A 19,444-nucleotide genomic window follows, 5' to 3' on the forward strand; every position below is an offset into this window, starting at 1 on the left:
CCAGGATGGCCATTTTCCGTGCGGAAATGCCCTCCAGGCATGCGCGCGGCATGGTCATGAGCGTGGCAGCAATGACTATGCTAATCATTATAAATCGTAATGATTCTCATTTATAATGTCGTGCATGCAATTCCTCCCGACTAACTTCATACACTCGCCCTCGATGCCCATTCCACAGTCCCCACTCCCCCATCCCCGCCTCACCACCCGGCTGATCCTCGCCGGCCTGCTCGTTGCCAGCGTGACGCCGCAGGCGATCGCCCAGGCGGCGGCCGATGCATCCGCCCCGCTCGCCACCGTGCTGGTGAATGGCCAGGCCGAAGCGGATGCCGGCGGACAGATCGCCAAAAGCGCGCGCGCCGGCCTGCTGGGCGAAAAAGACTTGCTCGATACACCGTTCAGCGTCAACAGCTACACCAGCCAGCGCATGCTCGACCAGCAGGCGCTGACCCTGGCCGAGGTGCTGGGCGGCGACCCGTCCACCCGCTTCACTGGCCAGATCGGCGGCGTCACGGATTCCTTCTTCATCCGCGGCTTTCCACTCAACGAAGGTAATCTGAGCGAAGTGGCGTTTGACGGCGTGTATGGCGTGTCGCCCAATTACCACCTGTTTACGGAATACCTGCAAAGCGTGGAAGTGCTCAAGGGACCGGCCGCCCTGCTGTACGGCATGTCGCCGAACGGCGGCGTGGGCGGCGTCGTCAACGCCGTGCCGAAACGCTCGCTGCCGCGCGACCTGACGCGCCTGACCGTCGATTACGGCTCGGGTTCGCAGGCTGGCGCGGCCATCGACGTCAGCCGCCGCTTCGGCGAGGAGCGGCGTTTCGGCATCCGCTTCAATGGCTTGCACCGCCAGGGCCACACGCCGCTCGACCACCAGACCTCGCGCGCGGAAGTGGCCGCTATCGCCCTCGATTACCAGGGACAACGGCTGCGCGCCTCGCTTGACCTGATCGAACAATACCAGTGGATCGACGCGCCCACGCGCCCCTTCCTCGTGGCCGCGCGCCTGCCCGTGCCGGCAGCGCCCGATGGCCGCCGCAATATCGCCCAATCCTGGGGCTGGTGGAAGTCCAACGACCTGGCCACCCTGGGCAAGCTCGAATACGACCTGAACGACAAAGTCACCGTCTTTGCCGATGTGGGCGGCACGCGCTCCGACGTATCGCGCTATTCGGACCAGACGCCGACCATCACCAGCGCGGCGGGCGACATGACGGTCACGCCCATGAACTGGAAATTCCGCGTGCGGCGCGCCAGCGGCGACACGGGCGTGCGCGCGCGCTTTCGCACGGGCGGCATCGAACATGCGCTGGTCGTGATGGGCAATGTCTACCGCGACGAATTTGGCAGCGTGAGCAATTCCGGCAAGCTCATCACTTCGAACATCTACCATCCCGTGGCCGTGCCCGACCCCGGCATTCCCGCGCCGGCACGCGCGCCGAAGCTGTCCGCCTCCACCCTCTCCAGCCTGGCCGTGGCCGATACCCTGGACATGCTGGACCAGCGCGTGCAGCTGACGCTGGGCGTGCGCCGCCAGCTGGTCGAAGCGAAAAACTACCATGCGACGACGGGCGCGCTGACCACGCACTACAAGCAGGGCGCCCTGACGCCGCTGGCCGGCATCGTCGTCAAGCCATGGCGCCACGTGTCGCTGTACGCGAACTATATCGAGGGCTTGAGCAAGGGCGATATCGCGCCGAACATCGCCAGCAACGCGGGCCAGGTCTTCGCTCCCTACAAGAGCAAGCAGTATGAAGTGGGCACGAAGGCCGATTTCGGCATGGTGCTGGCGACCCTGGCCGTGTTCCAGGTGACTAAACCCAGCGGCCAGTTGTATGGCCAGGTGTACCGCATGGACAGCGAGCAGCGCAACCGGGGCTTGGAACTGAACCTGTCCGGCGCCGCCAGCAAGACCGTGCGCCTGCTCGCCGGCATCACCCTGCTCGACGGGCGCCTGGTGAAGACCAACAACGCCGCCACCATGGGCAAGCGCCCCGTCGGCGTACCCACATCGATGGCCAACCTGGGCGGCGAATGGGATGTGCCGTACTGGCCAGGCTTGACGGCCACGGGCGCCGCCAGCTACACGGGCAAGCAGTTTGTGGACCAGACGAATCTGCAGTCGGTGCCGTCATGGACCAAGATAGACCTGGGCCTGCGCTACCGCACGGCCATCGCCGGCAAGGCGACGACCTTGCGCGCCGGGCTGATGAACGCGTTTGACCGCCATTACTGGGCCGGCGTGGCCTCGTATGGCACCGTTTCGCAATCGGCGCCCCGCACCGTGCAACTGTCGGCTGCCGTGGATTTTTGACGGGCGCCGGCATCCGGCATCGCCCGGCTGGCGCGTGCACTGCGCGCCAGCCGCAAAGTCAGAAACAATAAAAACAGCAAGAAGCAGACCAAGCCACCGCCGAAGGTGCCAGGACCCACTACTGATCCTGGCATCATCGGCAAACGGCGACACTCCCGCAGCGGCTCGATACGCCGCACCGCACCGCATTCCAGTCCTCCCTGCCACTTCCCGGCGCAATGCCGCCGCCATCGCGCATGCAGCGCTGCGTGAACACAATCACAACACCGAACGACAACTACATTGATATTTATCAAATTGAGTGCCCGATGCCTGGGCTACTGTCGGTGCCATCTTTGATTTGAAACAGAAACTCTGCTGCCAAGAATCGACCGTACCAGACACAACGCCAGTTCTCGCCAGGCTTTTCACTCCCCAGCCGATAACGCTCGCCAAGTGCGGTAACACCCTGCGTTCCCCCTCCCTTGCCTACACGTGCTGGGGAAACTTTTGCTAGCGATTTTGCGGCTTTTTGATTAATGAACGTTAAAAAGGAATTTCGTATGAGCACGTATTCTGACATTTGCATCGTTGGCGCCGGCATAGGAGGCTTGACTTGCGCCAACAACCTGATCGACGCCGCCGCCGGCAGGAACCTGCGCATCCGCGTATTCGACCTGAATGCCACAGTAGGCGGCCGCATCCAGTCGCGGAAAATAGATGGCGAGGAAATCGCCGAACTCGGCGCCGCCCGCTACTCGCCGCAGCTGCATCCGCATTTTCAGCAACTCATGCAGGGCAGCGGCTTGCCGCATGCGGTCTACCCGTTCACCGAGGTCATCTCCCACGATAGCGTGCTGGAAGAGCTGAAGGCAACGCTGGATGAGCTGAGCCCGATGCTGAAAAGGCATCCGAACGATTCCTTCCTCGAGTTCGTCAGCCATTACCTGGGCGCCGCCAAGGCCAGCCACATCATCAAGGCGACCGGCTATGACGCCCTGCTGCTGCCGATGGTGTCGGCGGCCATGGCCTACGACATCATCAAGAAGCACCCGGAAACGCAGCACTTTACGGAAAACGCCGCCAACCAGTGGCACTATGCCACCGACGGCTACCACGAATTGCTGTGCCAGTTGCAGCACCAGGCCCAGGTCGCCGGGGTGGAATTCAGGCTCGAACACCGCTTGCTGTCCGTTGAAAAATCGGGCGCCGACCATGTGCTCGCCTTCAGCCACCATGGCGACACGCAGATGCACCGCACGCGCCATCTGGTGATGGCCATCCCGCCGTCCGCCATGCCGCGCCTGAACCTGGATTTCCCGAACGCCTGGAGTCCGTTCCAGTACGACTCGCTGCCCCTGTTCAAGGGATTCTTCACGTTCGACACAGCCTGGTGGGATGCGCTGGGGCTGACCGACAAGGTGCTGATGGCGGCAAATCCCCTGCGCAAGATCTACTTCAAGAGCGACAAATACGTGCTGTTCTACACCGACAGCAAAAGCGCCACCTACTGGCGGGACAGCCTGGAGCTTGGTGAAGACGTGTACCTGGAGCGTGTCCGCAGCCACCTGGAAGAAGTCCTGCCGCTCGATGGCCAGCCGCTGCCGCAGATCAAGGCGCACTTTCACAAGTTCTGGCCGCATGGCGTCGAGTTTTGCGTGGAGCCGGAAGCCGACCACCCGGCCATCCTGCTGCACCGGGACGGCATCATCTCCTGCTCGGATGCCTATACCGCGCATTGCGGCTGGATGGAAGGCAGCCTGATCAGCGCCCAGCATGCCAGCGGCCTGTTGCTGCAGCGGCTCGATCAACGGACGGAAGAAGAAGCTGCCAACGATACCTTCATCACTTCCTCGACCGAGCGCGCATGAGCCTACTTGACTTCCCCCGTCTGCATTTTCGGGGTTTTGCCCGCGCCAATGTGCCGACGGGGAATCGCAATACGCACGGCAACATCGATATCGCCACGAATGCGGTATCGATGGCGGGCGAGGCTGTCGACCTGAGCCGGCCGCCAGCCGAATTCCATGCGTACCTGAAACAGCTCGCCCCCCGCTTCAACGCACAGGGCAAGCCCGATCCGGACGGCATCTTCAGCCAGGCGGCAGGCTATAATTTTTGTGGAAACAACCATTTCTCGTGGGAAAACGCGCGGATCACGGGCGTCCAGCTGTGCGATGGCGAAGTCGATACCCAGGACGCGCTGGTGGGCGCCAAGCTGGGCCTATGGGGCCACTACAACGAGTACCTGCGCACGACGTTCAACCGCGCCAGGTGGATCGACAATAACCCGGCGCAGCCCGACACCACGCTGATCTACGCGGGCCAGTTCACCTTGAGCGACAAGCTGGCCACGCCCAATACGCCCACGCTGTTCACGGCCGACATCGCGCAGGCGCACTCGGTGCGCTGGCTCGGCAGCGGCCATATCACGGAACGCAGCGGGCATTTCCTGGACGAGGAATTCGGCCGCGCCAGGCTGTTCCAGTTTTCCGTGGCCAAGCAGGACCCGCATTTCCTGTTCAATGCAGACCTGCCGCTGCCGGCCAGTATGCATGCCTTGCAGCAAGCCCTGGCCGACGACGAGGTGCTGGGCCTGACGGTGCAGTACTGCCTGTTCAATATGTCAACGCCGCAAAAACCCGATTCGCCCGTGTTCTACGACCTGGCCGGCAGCATCGGCCTGTGGCGGCGCGACGAGCTGGCCACCTATCCGGCCGGCCGTCTGCTGCAGCCGCGCCAGGGCAGCCTGGGGCCGGTGCTGGTGAAAGTGCATGCGGACCGCATCTCGTTAAACATGCCGACCGCCATTCCCTTCACTACGCGCGACATAGGCGCCGTCTCGGAACAGCATCCCACGCATGCCCTGGGCGGCAAGCAAGCGCTGGGCGACCTGCTGCTGCATGACGGCGCCGGCACCGTTCTGGCGCGGATTCCCGAGCAGCTGTACCGCGACTACTGGCGCAATCACGGCGTCTTCGACGTGCCGCTGCAGCACGCTGGCGCGGCGCCAGGCTCGCTCAGCCTGGGCAGCGCGCAGGCGCAGTGGGACGAAGCCGACTGGGTGCTGCAATCGGACAGCAACCAGCTGTACCTGGAAGCGCCGAACCGGAACAAGCACGAGCAATTTCCGCAGACCATCACCGTACAAAGCCGCTTCCGCGGCGAGCTGGCGGCGCCTCCGTCCTTGGCGGAGGCGGAAGACGGCGCGCTGCTGGCAGTGGAGCAGCAACCGTCGCCGCTCGGGCACGGCTACACGGCGCTGACGCTGACGGGGCGCAAGCCGGGCGCGACCCGCATCATGCTGGGCACAGGCAAGGCCAAGCAATACCTCGGCGTGCGCGTGCTGCCCGACGACTGGGACCTCGACGACGTACCGGCCGAACAGGTCGACTACGCCTTCCTCTACCGGCATGTGATGAGCTACTACGAGCTCGTGTATCCCTTCATGTCGGACAAGGTTTTCAGCCTGGCGGACCAGTGCAAGTGCGAAACGTATTCGCGCCTGATGTGGCAGATGTGCGATCCGCAGAACCGCGACAAGAGCTACTACATGCCCAGCACCCGCGAACTGTCGCTGCCAAAGTCGCGCCTGTTCCTGAAATACCTGACGCAGGTCGAGGCGGCAGCCGCGGCCAAGGCGGCGGCACCGGAACCGGCCACGCCGTATGCCATCGGCTGCAAGGCGGAACTGATCGACGAGCTGAAAAAAGCCATCGATCTGGAACTGTCGCTGATGCTGCAATACCTGTATGCCGCGTATTCGATTCCCAATTATGCGCAGGGGGCGGCCCTGGTGCAGTCCGGCCGCTGGCTGCCGGCCGAGCTGGAGCTGGCCTGCGGCGCCGAAGACCGGCGCCGCAACAGCGGCACGCGCGGCGCGCTGCTGGAAATCGCCCATGAAGAAATGATTCACTACTTATTGGTGAACAATGTGTTGATGGCGCTTGGCGAACCGTTTTACAGCGGTACACCGCTGCTGGGCCAGCAGGCGCGCCAGCGTTTCGGTCTGGACACGGAATTTGCGTTCGAACCTTTTTCCGAACACGTGCTGGCCCGCTTCGTGCGTTTCGAATGGCCCGACTACATTCCCACGCCGGGCAAATCCATCGCCACCTTCTATATCGCGATCCGCCAGGCCCTGGCCGAGCTGCCCGGCCTGTTCGGAAGCGGCGGCGGCAAGCGCGGCGGCGAGCACCACCTGTTCCTGAAAGAACTGACCAACCGCGCCTATCCCGGCTACCAGCTGGAAGTATCCGACCGCGACAGCGCGCTGTTCGCCATCGATTTCGTCACGGAACAGGGCGAAGGCGTGGCCGTCGATTCGCCGCATTTCGCCTCCTCGCACTTCCAGCGGCTGCGCGCCATCGCCGGCAAGTTTTCGGCCTGCGACAAGCCATTCGAACCGGCGCTGCCGGCGCTGAAGAATCCCGTGCTGGAAGCGCGCACGGACTGCAGCGTGGTGACCGATCAGAAGGCGCGCGCGCTGATGCAGCTGTATCAGGGCTGCTATGAACTGACCTTCCTGATGATGGCGCACCATTTTGCGCAGCAGCCGCTGGGCAGCCTGCGCCGCTCGCGCCTGATGAACGCCTCCATCGACATCATGACCGGCCTGTTGCGCCCCCTGTCTGCGGCCCTGATGAACATGCCGTCCGGCCTGCCTGGCCGCCATGCGGGACCGCCCGTGCCCGAGCCGGTCAGCAGCCGGGTCAGCGGCGACTACAGCCTGGGCTGCGACATGCTGGCGCAGAAATGCCTGGCGCTGGCGCAGTACGCGCGCAGCATTGAGAGCGATGCCATCGGCATGGCGCCGATAGAAATGTTGGAGTTTTTTAATCAGCAACTTACCGATTTATCTCGGGGAAAGATGTCAAGAGAGGCTTGAAATGCATAAAATCATTATCGTCGGCGGAGGCCTGGCAGGCAGCCTCAGCGCCATTTATCTGGCACAACGGGGGCACGATGTCCACGTTGTCGAAAAGCGCGGTGATCCGCTGCTGGAGAATGCCGCCAACGCCGACCCCGTCAACTCGCGCGCCATCGGCGTGAGCATGACGGTACGCGGCATCAAGGCCGTCCTGGCCGCCGGCATCAGCAAGCAGGAGCTCGACCAGTGCGGCGAACCCATCGTCGGCATGGCATTCAGCGTGGGCGGCCGGCACCGGATACGCGAGCTGACCCCGCTCGAAGGCCTGTTCCCCCTGTCGCTGGACCGCACCGCCTTCCAGCGCCTGCTGAACCGGCATGCCGCCCTGCACGAGGTGAAGTATTACTTTGAGCATAAATGCCTGGATGTCGACCTGGAAAGAAAGATCGTGCTGATCCAGGGCCCGGACGGCGCCTTGCAGAAGCTGCATGGCGACCTGGTCATTGGCGCCGACGGCGCCCACTCTGCCGTGCGGCGCGCCATGCAAAGCGGCATGCGCCGTTTCGAGTTCAGGCAGAGTTACTTCCGCCACGGCTACAAGACGCTGGTGTTGCCGAACGCGGCGGATCTGGGTTTCAGGAAGGATTTGCTGTACTTCTTCGGCATGGATTCCAAGGGCCTGTTTGCCGGCCGCGCGGCCACCATCCCGGACGGCAGCATCAGCTTTGCCCTGTGCCTGCCCTACACCGGCACGCCCAGCCTGGGCACGCTCAACCGCGAAGCCATGGCCGACTTCTTCAGCCGCTACTTCGGCACCCTGCCGCCGGACCGTCGCAAGGAAATGCTGGACCAGTTCATGGCGCTGCCCAGCAACGACCTCATCAATGTCCGCTCCAGCACCTTCCACTACAAGGCCAATATCCTGCTGATCGGCGATGCGGCGCATGCCACCGCCCCGTTCCTCGGACAAGGCATGAACATGGCGCTGGAAGACGTCCACGTCTTCGTTTCCCTGCTGGAAAAGCACGGCAATGCCCTGGGCCCTGCCCTGTCCGAATTCACACTGCAGCGCAAGGTGCAGGCGGACGCCATGCAGGACATGGCGATCGCCAACTATGAGGCGCTGAGCAATCCGAACCTGATTTTCTTCCTGCAGACGCGCTACACGCGCTACATGCACAAGAAATTCCCCCGTGTTTATCCGCCAGACATGGCGGAGAAACTGTACTTCACATCGGTTCCTTACGATGAATTGCAGCAAATCCAGAAGAAACAAAACGTTTGGTACAAACTTGGAAGGGTAAATTAATGAAAATTCTCGTCATCGGCGCAGGCCCCGCAGGACTGCTCTTTGCCAGTCAAATGAAACAGGCCCAGCCCGGCTGGGATATCAGCATTACGGAAAAAAACACCCCGGAAGAAGTGCTGGGCTGGGGCGTGGTGCTGCCTGGGCGGCCGCCGCGCCACCCCGCCAATCCCCTCTCCTACCTGGAGCAGCCGGAACGGCTCAATCCGCAGTTCCTGGAAGAATTCAAGCTCGTGCATCACGACCAGCCCAACCTGATGAGCACCGGCGTTACCCTGTGCGGCGTCGGACGCCAGGCCCTGGTGCAGGCCCTGCGCGCCAAGTGCGTTGCGGCCGGCATCGCCATCCGTTACGAAACGCCGCCGGCGGACAAGGCGCAGCTGGAAGCCGAGTACGACCTGGTGGTGGTATCGAATGGCGTCAATTACAAATCGCTGGAGTTGCCGCCAGCACTGGCGCCGCACATCGATTTCGGCCGCAACAAATACATCTGGTACGGCACCACCCAGCTGTTCGACCAGATGAACCTGGTGTTCCGCAGCAATGAGCACGGCATATTCATCGGCCATGCCTACAAATACTCGGACACGATGAGCACCTTTATCGTCGAATGCAGCGAAGAGACGTACGCCAAGGCCGGGCTGGAGGCGCTGTCCGAGCGCGATGCCGCCGCGTACATCGCCAAAACGTTCAAGGCCGAACTCGGCGAGCATGGACTGCAGAGCCAACCGGGCCAGGGCTGGCGCAACTTCATGACCCTCAGCCACGACCAGGCCTGCGACGGCAAGTTCGTCCTGCTCGGCGATGCGCTGCAATCGGGGCATTTTTCCATCGGCCATGGCACCACCATGGCGGTGGTGGTCGCCCTGCTGCTGGTCAAAATCCTCAATACCGAAGACGGCAAGGCCGCCGCACTGGACAGCTTCAATGCGCGTGCCGTGCCCCTGGTGCAATTGTTCAAGGAGCACGCCAACAGCAGCCGCCTGTGGTTTGAAAGCGTGGGCGAACGTATCGAACTGAGCAATGAAGAGCTGACCGCCAGCTTCGACGCCCGCCGCAAGGACTTGCCGTCGCTACAAGAAGCGCTGATGGCCAGTCTTGGCTACGCGCTGGGCCGCTAAGGGAGATACCATGCCGACACACGTCTCCCCGCCGCTGCTGCCGATGCAATGGAGCAGCGCCTATGTTTCCTACTGGACGCCGATGCAGGCGGATGACCAGGTCACGTCCGGCTACTGCTGGTTCGACTATGCGCGCAATATCTGCCGCATCGACGGCCTGTTCAACCCCTGGTCGGAAAAGGAACATGGACACCTGCTGTGGATGTCGGAAATCGGCGACGCCAGGCGCGAACAAAGCCGCAAGCAGAAAGTGGCCTACGCAAGGCAAGCGGAGGCGGCTGGCGAGCAGCTGCAGGGCACGGCGCTGGCCGATGAGGTGACCCCGTTCCATGAGCTGTTCCTGCCGCAGGCGGTGCTGCTGGACGGCGGTGCCCGTCACGACGGCCGCCACACCGTGCTGGGCCGGGAGGCGGACGCCTGGGTAGTCGAGCGGGCGGGCAAGCCGCCATCGGTCTTTTACCTGGAGGCCGGTGGCAACCGCCTGCTGCGCATGGTCACCGGCAATGACCCGCAGCACCAGTCGGTACGCGACTTTCCCAACCTGTTTGTCGGCGACATTCCGGACAGCGTCTTTACGTCTTGCAACACCTGACCGGGCCGTGGCGCGCGCGAGGGCCGCATGCGGCCGGAGCGCGCGCCACGCCTGGCAAGTGTTTTTGTTATTACTCTCGAAGGATATTGATATGCCGCTGGTTGTTTACATTTTGGGGTTGACGATCTTTTCGTTAACGACATCCGAATTCATGGTGGCGGGCATGATGCCGTCGCTGGCCCTGGCCATGGACGAACCGGTGACACGGATCGGCTATCTGATCTCGCTCTACGCCATGGGCATGGTCATCGGCGGACCGCTGAGCACCATTGTCCTGCTCAAGCTGCGCTTACCGAACAAGAAGGGACTGCTGTGGCTGCTGGGCTTTTATGTCCTTGCCCAATCCGTTGCCGCGTCCGCCACCAGCTATGACATCCTGGCCATCGCGCGGGTGGTCACGGGCGTGGCCGCCGCCACCTGCTTTGGCCTGTCCCTGGCGATCTGTGCCGAAATCGTCGCTCCCAACGCGCGCGGACGCGCCGCCGCCGTCGTGATCGGCGGCCTCATGCTCGCTTCGGTGGTGGGCGTGCCGGTCGCCACGCTCATCGACCAGCACCTGGGGTGGCGCGCCAGCTTCTGGCTGGTGGTGCTGCTGGCGCTATTGTGCCTGGTGCTCATCACCATGCTGGTGCCGCGCGCCAAGCCATCCGAAGTCGTCAGCCTCGGCAATGAACTGGGGGAGTTCCGCAACCGCCACCTGTGGGCAGCGTACGCCAGCAGTGGCCTCATCATCGGCGCGATTTTCGCGGCGTTCAGCTATTTCGCGACCATCCTGACGGAAATTACCGGTTTTCCAGCATCTTCAATCCCCTGGCTGCTGGGCATCTACGGCGTCGCCAACGTGGTGGGCAATGGCGTGGTCGGCCGTTATGCGGACCGCTACACCACCGTCATCATGGTGTGGGGCATGGTCATCCTGAGCATCAGCCTGGCGCTGTTCGCCGTCTTTGCGCACGACAAAACCATCAGCGTCGCCTTGCTGGTGGTCACGGGCCTGGTCGGCATGTCGATGAATCCCGCCATCATCGCCCGCGTGATGAAAACGGCCCATCCGGGGCCGCTGGTCAACACGGTGCACACGTCCGTCATCAACATCGGCCTGGGCGCCGGTTCCTGGCTCGGCGGCCTCGGCATCGCCGCCGGCTATGGCTTGCGCTCCCCGCTGTGGGTCGGTGTCGCACTGGCCGTGCTTGGCCTCATCAGCTTGCTGCCCTACCTCGGGCACAGGTCGCGCGATTCGGTGTTGTCGCATTAGCGGCTGACGGGCGGCTGGCATTGCCAACCGCCCGTCAGCACAGCCCCGATGCGTAACGCCTTGTTTCCATCGCGGGATGCTGCTGCGTCATCGTTTCGTTCCTGAGCGGACGGCAACCTGTCTTGACGGCCACGCCCAATCCCGGCAAGATCATGCCGCTGGCGGACAAGCTGCCGGCAACAGCTACCCTCTAGGACTGGAGCGACCACCATTGGGCCAGGAATATTCCACGGCGATGCGCGACCTGCTTGCCGCGCGTGACATCAGGCATGCCCGCACGCCCCCCGTCAGCGGGCTGACGCGGCAGCATTTCAGCGTCGCCAGCGAGCACAAGGAACTGCAGCTGCTGGCCTGGCGCGATTATCTGGGCCGGTTTCTTGACTTGCAGGTACGGCGCCAGCAGTTGGACAATGGATTTCACGCAGAACTCGACACTTACCTGCTGCCGGACATGGCGTATCTGGATAGCCGCACGGATGCGGTGACCCAGCTACGCAGCAATCAGCGCATCTCCACCGACAGCATGCGCGATTTCGTCTTTCACATCGCCGTGCAGGGCATTATCGAGACCAGCACGGCACGCCCCAGCGCTAAAGCGCAGCAATACACGCCAGGCATACTGGCCCTGGACATGAACCAGCCCATGAGCATGGCGCGGCCGACGCGGGCGCATGTACTGGCCTTCTTCCTGCCCCGTGCCGCGGTCAGCGCGCACCTGCCCGATGCCGAAGCCATCCACGGCCGCATCGTCGGCTATACCACGCCGCTGACGCGCATGCTGCCGGGTTACCTGAAGATCCTGTGCCAGCGCCTGCCAGCGCTGCCGGCAGACCAGCAAGAGCAGACGATACGCACCTGCGCCCGCCTGATCATTGCCGCATTTGCCAAGCAGCAGCGCCTGGAAGAGCATGGGCGCGCTGCCGCCCGCGCCGCGCTGCAGGGACAGATCGAACACTATATCCAGGCGAACCTGCACGAGGAACACCTGACGCCGGACGGCGTGATGCGGGCATTCCCCGTCGCCCGCTCGACCATCTACCGCCTGTTTGAATCCCAGGGGGGCCTGGCCGCCTACATCCGCCATTGCCGCCTGCGCGACGCGGCACATGAACTGACCAGCATGCGCCATCTTGCCGTGACGCAGATCGGACTGGGACTGGGATTCAACAGCGCCTCCGATTTCTCACGCGCATTCAGCCGCGCGTATGGCATGTCGCCGCGCGACTACCGTGAACAGTTCGGAATGATATTTCCTCAAAATAATATTTTGAAAAAGTGAAACAGGGTGTCAAGTCGGCGTGAACCAGGGAGGGAGAATCAAGCTCCCTACACGCCCGCGACAGCTGCGGGGCCGGTTCCTACTCTCGACGGAGTTCAGCGCCCATGCTTAACGACAACAACGATGCCAGCGACGCCACCCTCGCTCTGGCGCCATACAATGAAAAGGCGAACGCCGCCATCGTCAAGGCGGTACGCGCCAGTGACTGGACAAGGACGGCGGTGCGCTACGGTGAAATTTGCTTGACTTTAGGCAAGCCGGAGGAGTTCACCGAAGTCTGGAGCCAACTGGACCTGAGCAAGTTCCCCCCCGACCTGAATAACATGCCGTGGATCGGCCTTTACCAGTTCACGGGCAGCGGGCAGCGCGATGCGAATTGCCTGCCTGTCGGCGATATCGCGGTGTCCACCAGACTGGCTCCGCCGTATCAGCCGCCCCGGGCGTCTCCCATGTTTTACCTGTCACCGTGCCCGGAAGCAACGCCTTCCGCCCTGGGTCCCGCATTGGCGCATCCGACGGGGTTCCGTTTTCTGGTCAATGACAGGGGCTCCAAAAACCCCAGGGACATCTGCTACTGGCAACCCATTGCGCCGGATGGCTATTACGCGCTTGGCATCTGCTTTAACCCCAGGGAGCCGGACATAAGCAAGTATTGGTGCGTAAGAAAAGACCTGTGTATGTCCGTCGACAAGATCCGGGTGTGGCAAGAACACGGATGGCAAGGCAGCGGCAGCGTGGAAGCGCCGAAAGCACGGCCGGACAAATGGAAGGATGTTCAGGATGGATACGTCCTGTTGTCGCCGCTGGCGTATACCTATGGCGGCTTGCCGGCATTTTACCTGCGCCTGCCCATGGCCTGCCTCGACGTGGAACCATTTGATTTTCCCGCCCCGCAAAAGCCGGAGCTGGACCCGGCAATTGTGGTCAACCACAAGCTGAAGGCCGGCTTGAGCCCTGTCGTGATCGTGCCGTTTACCGCCATCCCCGGTGATGCCAGCAACGTACCCGACCAGCCTTACACGTCGCCCTTCTACTTCATCGCCGCCCAGCCTTACTATTTTTGCTACAACGTTTTATCGCCGACCGGGGGCGGCACCACGACGACAACCTACCGCGTGGGCGTGACGAAAGAAGAATCCACGACCTTCGAGCGGTCGACGTCGATCACCACGAATGTCGAGGTCGGTGCCGTGTTCGAAGGTCCCAGCGCCTCGGCATCCCTCTCCATGACCAACACGTTTTCATTGACGCAGCTGAGCGGCCGCACGGAAGAGACCAGCGTCGAATACTCGGAACAGCTGATCTTCAAGGAAACAGCGCGTGTATGGCAATGGCAATTGCTGACCGACCTGGTGGTGACGCGCTCGGATGGGACACAGATCAGGCCGATCGCCTACCGGAATCAGGACCGGACCAACATTCCCCCACCGGACAAGGCAAGCCAGCCGGAAGCCATGAAAAATTGAATCGCCTTTCTTTCCCAGCAGTACAACAGTGTGTTTGACATTTCTCATCCAACCAGGAGGTTCATATGAAACTGCAACGTCTGTTTTGCCTTGTCGCCTTGATTTCGGCCGTATCGATGGCGGGTGCCGCCAAGCAGGACAAGGAAACACCCAAGGAAAATGCGGCGGCCAGCCCAGCCACCGCCAAGGCAGAGAAGGATGCCGCCGCGGACCAGGTAGGCCACGCCCCTTGCTGGTCCGCGCGGCAATGCAGCGGCAAATCCAGGCCCAATTTCACGATTGAAGCGTGCAGGCGGGGCAGCTTCGGCAAGTCGTGGGGACCCGCTCCCGGTCCGGGCTGCCGGACTTTCTGACGACGATGCCTGAGCCTGCCCTGCCCGGCGGGCAACCTGGCTGCGTGTATTGCGCCGTTCTAGTTGCTGACTGGACTGATGCGCCCCGCCCGCGTCGCCAGCCAGCACAGGATGGCGCCGCCGCATACCATCGCCGAGCCTTGCCAGAAGGCCAGTGACAGCGGCGTGCGCAGCAGCAGCGACGACAGCGCGGCGGACAGCACGGGGATGAAATACGAGGCGCCGGCCAGGATCGTGACGTTGCCGTGCAAAATGCCCACGTTCCAGGCGCCGTAGCCAAAGCCCATGGCGCCGGCGGCCAGCAGCAGGTAGATGACGGCCTCGGAAGTAAACGCCATGGGGCCGCCGCCTTGCAGCAGGTATTTGATCCACAAGCTGATGGAAACGAGGATAAAGAACAGGGTCACGCCATTCTTGCCCTGCGCGATGCGCGCCGTCACGGTGCAATATGCGGCCCAGATCAGCGCGCCGGCAAAGGCCAGGCCATAGCTGAGCGGGTTGCCGCGCACGTTGGCCACGGTGCCGGCCAGGTCGAAGCCCTGTTCGCTGCCCAGTACCCAGCAGATGCCGGCGACGGACAGCAGGAAACCCGGCACGATGAGGAAATTGCTCTTCTGTCCATTGAACACGATGGCCGCGACGATGGTGAAGGTTGGCCACAAATAGTTCACCATGCCAACCTCGATGGCCTGGCGCGCCGTGCCCGCATAACCTATCGACAGCGCCAGGCACAGTTCATAGGTGACGAACAGCAGGCTGCCCCAGACCAGATAGCGGCGTGGAAATTCGCTCGGCCGCGTATAGCCCACGGACAGCAGCAGGAACACCGAGGCCACGCTGTACATCATCGCCGCCCCGCCCGTGGGTCCCAGCAGGTCGGTGACGCTGCGGATCAGCCCGATAATCGAGCTCCACAGCAGAATGGCGCCCAGCCCGGTCAGGGTGGCCTTGTTGGTATTTTTCATGTTCATGTCATTCAGGTGATGCAATCAAATGCCCGGTGTCGTTCGCCAGGGCAGTCCGCAGTGACAATTGTTGAGATTCCATCAATTATTTGCGGATACTATGTCTTTCAATAACTAAACTTAAACAGGTGCATTCATGTCCGTTCCCAAGTTAGTGTCCGCCAGCCTCGCCGTGTTGTTCTGCGCCACCGCAGCCGCCGGCACGCCAGCCTACCAGCCCTTCCCCAAGGGCTATGGCTATCTGGAACCGGCGGAAACCCGCGCGCTGCAGACGGCCGTAAAGACTGGAGACAACGCCGTCGTGCGCGCGCACGGCTGACGTTTGTGGGCGGGCATCATGCAACCGGCCGCTGGCCTGGACTGGCCAGTCTGGTACACCTGGCCCAACGGCACTGACGCGTTTGCCGACACCACGGCATTGACCGCCACGGCGGCAACCGACACGGCGGGCGCGAAGCCATCCAAGCGCCACATGGGCCGCCTGGGCGCAAGCACCTTGACTCCCGTCAACCTGAAAAACACGCCAAGCTACCCGATTCCGGAACAGGTCATCAAGGCCTATCCGCGCGCCATCACGTACGCAAAGGATGGCAAAGTCAGCGGCATCCTCGATGGCATCCACTTCGCGTTCAACGGCGATATCATGATCGCGACGGAATCGCTGAGCAAAGAAGCGCTCGATTTCATCCGCGATCCCAAACAGCCCGTCTACAAGAAAAGCACCCTGGACGCACTGTACAGCAAGGACGACCCTGCCAAGCGCGTGCATAACCTGAATGCGCCAGCCAGCTATGTCGTGACCAAACACATGTATTGGCCAGTGAAAGCCAAGGGTCTGACCGCCTTGCCCGTGTGGCACGACGACTTCAGCGCCAAATATACCGGTTATGCGGGCTACGAACAGTGGCATACCGCCGTTGCCATCGACCCGGACGGCAAGCAGGTCGGCCGGATGGCGAAGGTCAGCTACCTGCATGGCGTGTACAAGCACGGCGGCACGACGCCATGGCCAAGCATCACCAAACTGGCCAAGGTGTACGGCTTGCAGGACTTCTACCACCACAAGGTAAGCGACGCCGACTGGGCCAGTTTCGACGATGCCGACAAGGCCATCATCAACGCCGCCAGCTACTGGCTGAACGGCCAGCCATTCGGCGCAGGCGACTATCTGGTCACCGTCGCCATGCACATCAATACCAAGGAAATTCCCAGCTGGGGCCTGCAAAGCGTGTGGTGGTCGGACCGCCCCGACAGCATGCCATACGCCGCCAACCGCCCGGCCGACATCCAGGCCACGGGGCCATGGAAACACTATCTGCTGACAGAAGCCTACGGCATCCCGGAAAAAGGCAATCCGGCACTGCTCCCCGTCGCCACCAACCCGTACATCGAACTGGTGACGCACCCCGTCGGCACCAGCTGCTACACCTGCCACGCCAACGCGGGCTGGCCCAGCAGCTTTAAAGCCATGACACCAGGCGTGGCCAGCTATCAAAATCCACAATGCCCGAACCTGCGCGCCTCGCTCAACCCCAGGAGCTCCTGCCTGGCACCGTTCACCCTCACGGATTTCCAATGGATCATCCCGGATCGGGCGGTGGGGAACTAGCATACGCAAGAAATTGCCGCAGTGTAAATTGATGCCGGGAGGCGCATCCTGACGATGCAGGCCGCCCCCTGAACAGTCATCTTTTCCCATACGCCATCATCCCGCCGAGTTCCTGGCCGCCCTGCTCAACAGCCAGCCCATGGTTTTTCATAGCCGCTACTCTCTGGTGTAAGATGGCGCGCCGGCATGACGTCGAGGTAAGGTCCGTCGATGTCTGTACGAGAGGATGGGAAGCATGCCTGGAGCCGATGGCGGACTGGCGGTACGCCTTGGTTTGAATAATATCAACGGGATGGTGAAAGAAGCGGCCTGGCGCATCGAGGAAGCCCGCGCTGCAGCCCCTTCAAAAACACGCGCGATGCGGGGATATGAAGGCCCTGGCGTCGGTCAATGCCCTGGTGACGCTGACGGGCAACCGGCGCATGGCCATGTAGGATGCCGCGGCGAGCGTGCCGGAGCGGGATTGGATGCGCGCGACGACCATTGCCGAACCCGTGCTGGAGCTGGCGCCGCCCACGGAAGCCGATGACATCGTGGCGGACCACCGGCATGTCGGCCTGACAGTGGGCCGGCATCAGCTTGCTCTCTTGCGCGAGCGCCTCAATAAAATGCGCTTTGTGCCGTCAGATATCCTGAACACCTTCAGCGATGGCCAGCTGACCAGGGGCTGCGTACCATGACGTGAAGGTATGACGTACATGCTGTTTCCTACGTGGTAATCAATGGCAAAAAGGTCTGCTTTGGAGCTATTGTGTTGAAGAAGTCAAACGGCAACAATTTCTGAAGGTCTCAGACCTTCAGGCAGTCGCTGATCGTTCAACAGCGGCAGTTCTGGCCAGTCTGGGTTGGCAGGATTTCTATCGTAACGTCAACGTACCCGCGTTTTTCAACACAATAGGCCATAAGCGGTCACTCGTGCGAGCAAGAAAAAATGGAAGATAAAATCATGCTCTTGCGGAAGATTCAATCAGCTATTCAGCAGATTCAGCCTCTGGCAGCGAAAGGCTGGCCACCTGGGCAATCTATCCTACGACAACTAGGTTGGAGTGAGGGATTTGTGTCTGGAGGTCCTTCCGACCCAGCGCCAGGGCCGCTGTCCATGGGATTGATTGCCACTCGCGAACTCGACATGTACGGCGACAATCCCGATCTCGCCTTGTTGATCAACGATATCCAAGACGCTGTGAATTCACTTCATTGATCCGCCTACTTCGGTAATTCTATGACCGCTTCGGGTTGCAGAGCAGACATTCGGCTATGCGGGCGCGTTCTTCAATGCGATTTTCATCTTGAGCCGCTCCCGATTCCTTCCAACCGCACCTGTATCAATTCCAGTAAAGCCCGAACCCGCGCAGTCACGGAATGACGATGGCTGTACACGCCAAGCAATTGCAGCGGCGCAGGGCACAGGTCCAGCGGTACTTCCTGCAATCGGCCCGCGGCAAGATCTTCCTGGCATGGATAGGCCGCCACTATCGCAAAGCCGATGCCTTGCCGCGCGCCCGCCAATGCCAGTTCTCCGCTGTTAACGCGATAGCGGCTACGCACGGATACCTTCACGATTTCGCCTGTGGCGTCGAGAAACTGCCAGGGCTGGCCCTTTAACGCACTCAAGGTGGTAATGCAAGGCAATGACCTAAGTTCGCGCACTTGGCGCGGTATCCCAGTTTTGGCTAGCAGGGCCGGCGCTGCGACCACGATGCTGGGCAGCGTAGCGAGTTCGCGGGTGATGAAGGTACTGTCGTCCTGGCGCCCACGATGGAAGACGATGGACAGGTCCATGTCTTCCCGGAGAGCTTCGAGACCGGTCAGGCGCGTATCGCATTCCAGCTCGACGCCGGGATGGAGGCTGCAGAATTCGGCCAGGATAGGAGCTAGCAGCCTTGGCGCTTCGCCTGGCATGCACATCCTTAGGGTGCCGCGCAGTTCACGCTGCACTGCGCCAAGCTCTTCCTCGGTGGAGAGTAAGGCGTCGAGCAAGGGCTTGGCGCGTTCGTAGAGTAGCCTGCCAGCTTCCGTCATGCGCAGATGGCGGGTGCTGCGTTCCAGCAGGCGGACGCCCAGCATGCGTTCCAGCGAGGCGACGTGGCGGCTGACGTTAGAAGATGGCAGGGTCAGCAGGCGTGCCGCGCCAGCAAAGCTTTGTTCATCGACGACCGCCACGTAGACACGGACGGTATTCAGGTCGAGGGCATTGCGCATGATTATCCCGATTAAGGTATGAAAGCCGCCCATTTTCACATACTAGTACTCCACAGTGGCGGAATTTAAGATGCCGTCTCGTCCGATGTATCGCCGTCGGCGGCGCGTCGGGACGGGTTGAATAGGAGAG

16 protein-coding genes are annotated in these 19,444 nt (G+C 62.0%); 14 read left to right on the forward strand and 2 right to left on the reverse strand.

The window, feature by feature from the left end; translation table 11 throughout:
• Window positions 1-163: 163 nt before the first annotated feature.
• From JAB1_RS15595 to JAB1_RS15640, 10 genes are all read left to right on the forward strand, one after another.
• Window positions 164-2,317 carry a TonB-dependent siderophore receptor gene (locus tag JAB1_RS15595; protein WP_139144574.1) on the forward strand — a complete coding sequence of 718 codons (2,154 nt, stop codon included), beginning with the start codon at window positions 164-166 and terminating at the stop codon, window positions 2,315-2,317.
• 542 nt (window positions 2,318-2,859) lie between these two features.
• Window positions 2,860-4,167: an FAD-dependent oxidoreductase gene (locus JAB1_RS15600; protein WP_139144575.1), complete on the forward strand. Its 1,308-nt coding sequence runs from the start codon at window positions 2,860-2,862 to the stop codon at window positions 4,165-4,167.
• A complete protein-coding gene (gene vioB / locus JAB1_RS15605) occupies window positions 4,164-7,184 on the forward strand; it encodes an iminophenyl-pyruvate dimer synthase VioB (protein ID WP_070280657.1) in 3,021 nt (1,006 codons plus the stop codon). Before JAB1_RS15600 ends, vioB begins: the two co-directional genes overlap by 4 nt.
• 1 nt (window position 7,185) lies before the next feature.
• A complete protein-coding gene (locus JAB1_RS15610; protein ID WP_070280658.1) occupies window positions 7,186-8,475 on the forward strand; it encodes an NAD(P)/FAD-dependent oxidoreductase in 1,290 nt (429 codons plus the stop codon).
• Window positions 8,475-9,593, forward strand: coding sequence for a tryptophan hydroxylase (locus JAB1_RS15615; RefSeq protein WP_034786445.1), 1,119 nt, complete (start codon window positions 8,475-8,477; stop codon window positions 9,591-9,593). The genes JAB1_RS15610 and JAB1_RS15615 overlap by 1 nt, the downstream gene beginning before the upstream one ends.
• A 10-nt stretch (window positions 9,594-9,603) precedes the next feature.
• Window positions 9,604-10,185, forward strand: a complete 582-nt coding sequence (vioE, locus tag JAB1_RS15620) for a violacein biosynthesis enzyme VioE (protein ID WP_070280661.1) — start codon at window positions 9,604-9,606, stop codon at window positions 10,183-10,185.
• A 91-nt stretch (window positions 10,186-10,276) separates the two neighbouring features.
• Window positions 10,277-11,440 (forward strand): MFS transporter, encoded by a 1,164-nt coding sequence (locus tag JAB1_RS15625; protein WP_070280663.1) that lies wholly within the window; start codon window positions 10,277-10,279, stop codon window positions 11,438-11,440.
• A gap of 235 nt (window positions 11,441-11,675) precedes the next feature.
• Window positions 11,676-12,719 (forward strand): helix-turn-helix domain-containing protein, encoded by a 1,044-nt coding sequence (locus JAB1_RS15630; protein WP_083299785.1) that lies wholly within the window; start codon window positions 11,676-11,678, stop codon window positions 12,717-12,719.
• Window positions 12,720-12,823: 104 nt separating this feature from the next.
• Window positions 12,824-14,185, forward strand: coding sequence for a Vps62-related protein (locus JAB1_RS15635; protein WP_070280667.1), 1,362 nt, complete (start codon window positions 12,824-12,826; stop codon window positions 14,183-14,185).
• Window positions 14,186-14,250: 65 nt separating this feature from the next.
• On the forward strand, window positions 14,251-14,538 hold the full coding sequence (locus JAB1_RS15640) for a hypothetical protein (RefSeq protein WP_070280668.1): 288 nt from the start codon (window positions 14,251-14,253) through the stop codon (window positions 14,536-14,538).
• Window positions 14,539-14,597: 59 nt separating this feature from the next.
• Here JAB1_RS15640 and yddG read toward each other — a convergent pair whose 3' ends face one another.
• Window positions 14,598-15,503: an aromatic amino acid DMT transporter YddG gene (yddG, locus tag JAB1_RS15645; protein ID WP_070280802.1), complete on the reverse strand. Its 906-nt coding sequence runs from the start codon at window positions 15,501-15,503 to the stop codon at window positions 14,598-14,600.
• A 136-nt stretch (window positions 15,504-15,639) separates the two neighbouring features.
• On the opposite strand from yddG, the gene JAB1_RS15650 reads away from it, so the two are divergent.
• From JAB1_RS15650 to JAB1_RS29610, 4 genes are all read left to right on the forward strand, one after another.
• Window positions 15,640-15,822 carry a hypothetical protein gene (locus JAB1_RS15650; protein WP_070280669.1) on the forward strand — a complete coding sequence of 61 codons (183 nt, stop codon included), beginning with the start codon at window positions 15,640-15,642 and terminating at the stop codon, window positions 15,820-15,822.
• An 18-nt stretch (window positions 15,823-15,840) separates the two neighbouring features.
• Window positions 15,841-17,112 carry a hypothetical protein gene (locus JAB1_RS15655; RefSeq protein WP_139144576.1) on the forward strand — a complete coding sequence of 424 codons (1,272 nt, stop codon included), beginning with the start codon at window positions 15,841-15,843 and terminating at the stop codon, window positions 17,110-17,112.
• A gap of 467 nt (window positions 17,113-17,579) precedes the next feature.
• Window positions 17,580-17,792 carry a hypothetical protein gene (locus JAB1_RS15660; RefSeq protein WP_070280671.1) on the forward strand — a complete coding sequence of 71 codons (213 nt, stop codon included), beginning with the start codon at window positions 17,580-17,582 and terminating at the stop codon, window positions 17,790-17,792.
• A gap of 251 nt (window positions 17,793-18,043) precedes the next feature.
• Window positions 18,044-18,313, forward strand: coding sequence for a hypothetical protein (locus JAB1_RS29610; RefSeq protein ID WP_034784458.1), 270 nt, complete (start codon window positions 18,044-18,046; stop codon window positions 18,311-18,313).
• 83 nt (window positions 18,314-18,396) lie between these two features.
• Here JAB1_RS29610 and JAB1_RS15665 read toward each other — a convergent pair whose 3' ends face one another.
• On the reverse strand, window positions 18,397-19,314 hold the full coding sequence (locus JAB1_RS15665; RefSeq protein ID WP_070280803.1) for a LysR family transcriptional regulator: 918 nt from the start codon (window positions 19,312-19,314) through the stop codon (window positions 18,397-18,399).
• Window positions 19,315-19,444 lie beyond the last annotated feature (130 nt).

The organism is Janthinobacterium sp. MP5059B (genome assembly GCF_001758645.1).
Lineage (GTDB): Bacteria > Pseudomonadota > Gammaproteobacteria > Burkholderiales > Burkholderiaceae_D > Janthinobacterium > Janthinobacterium lividum.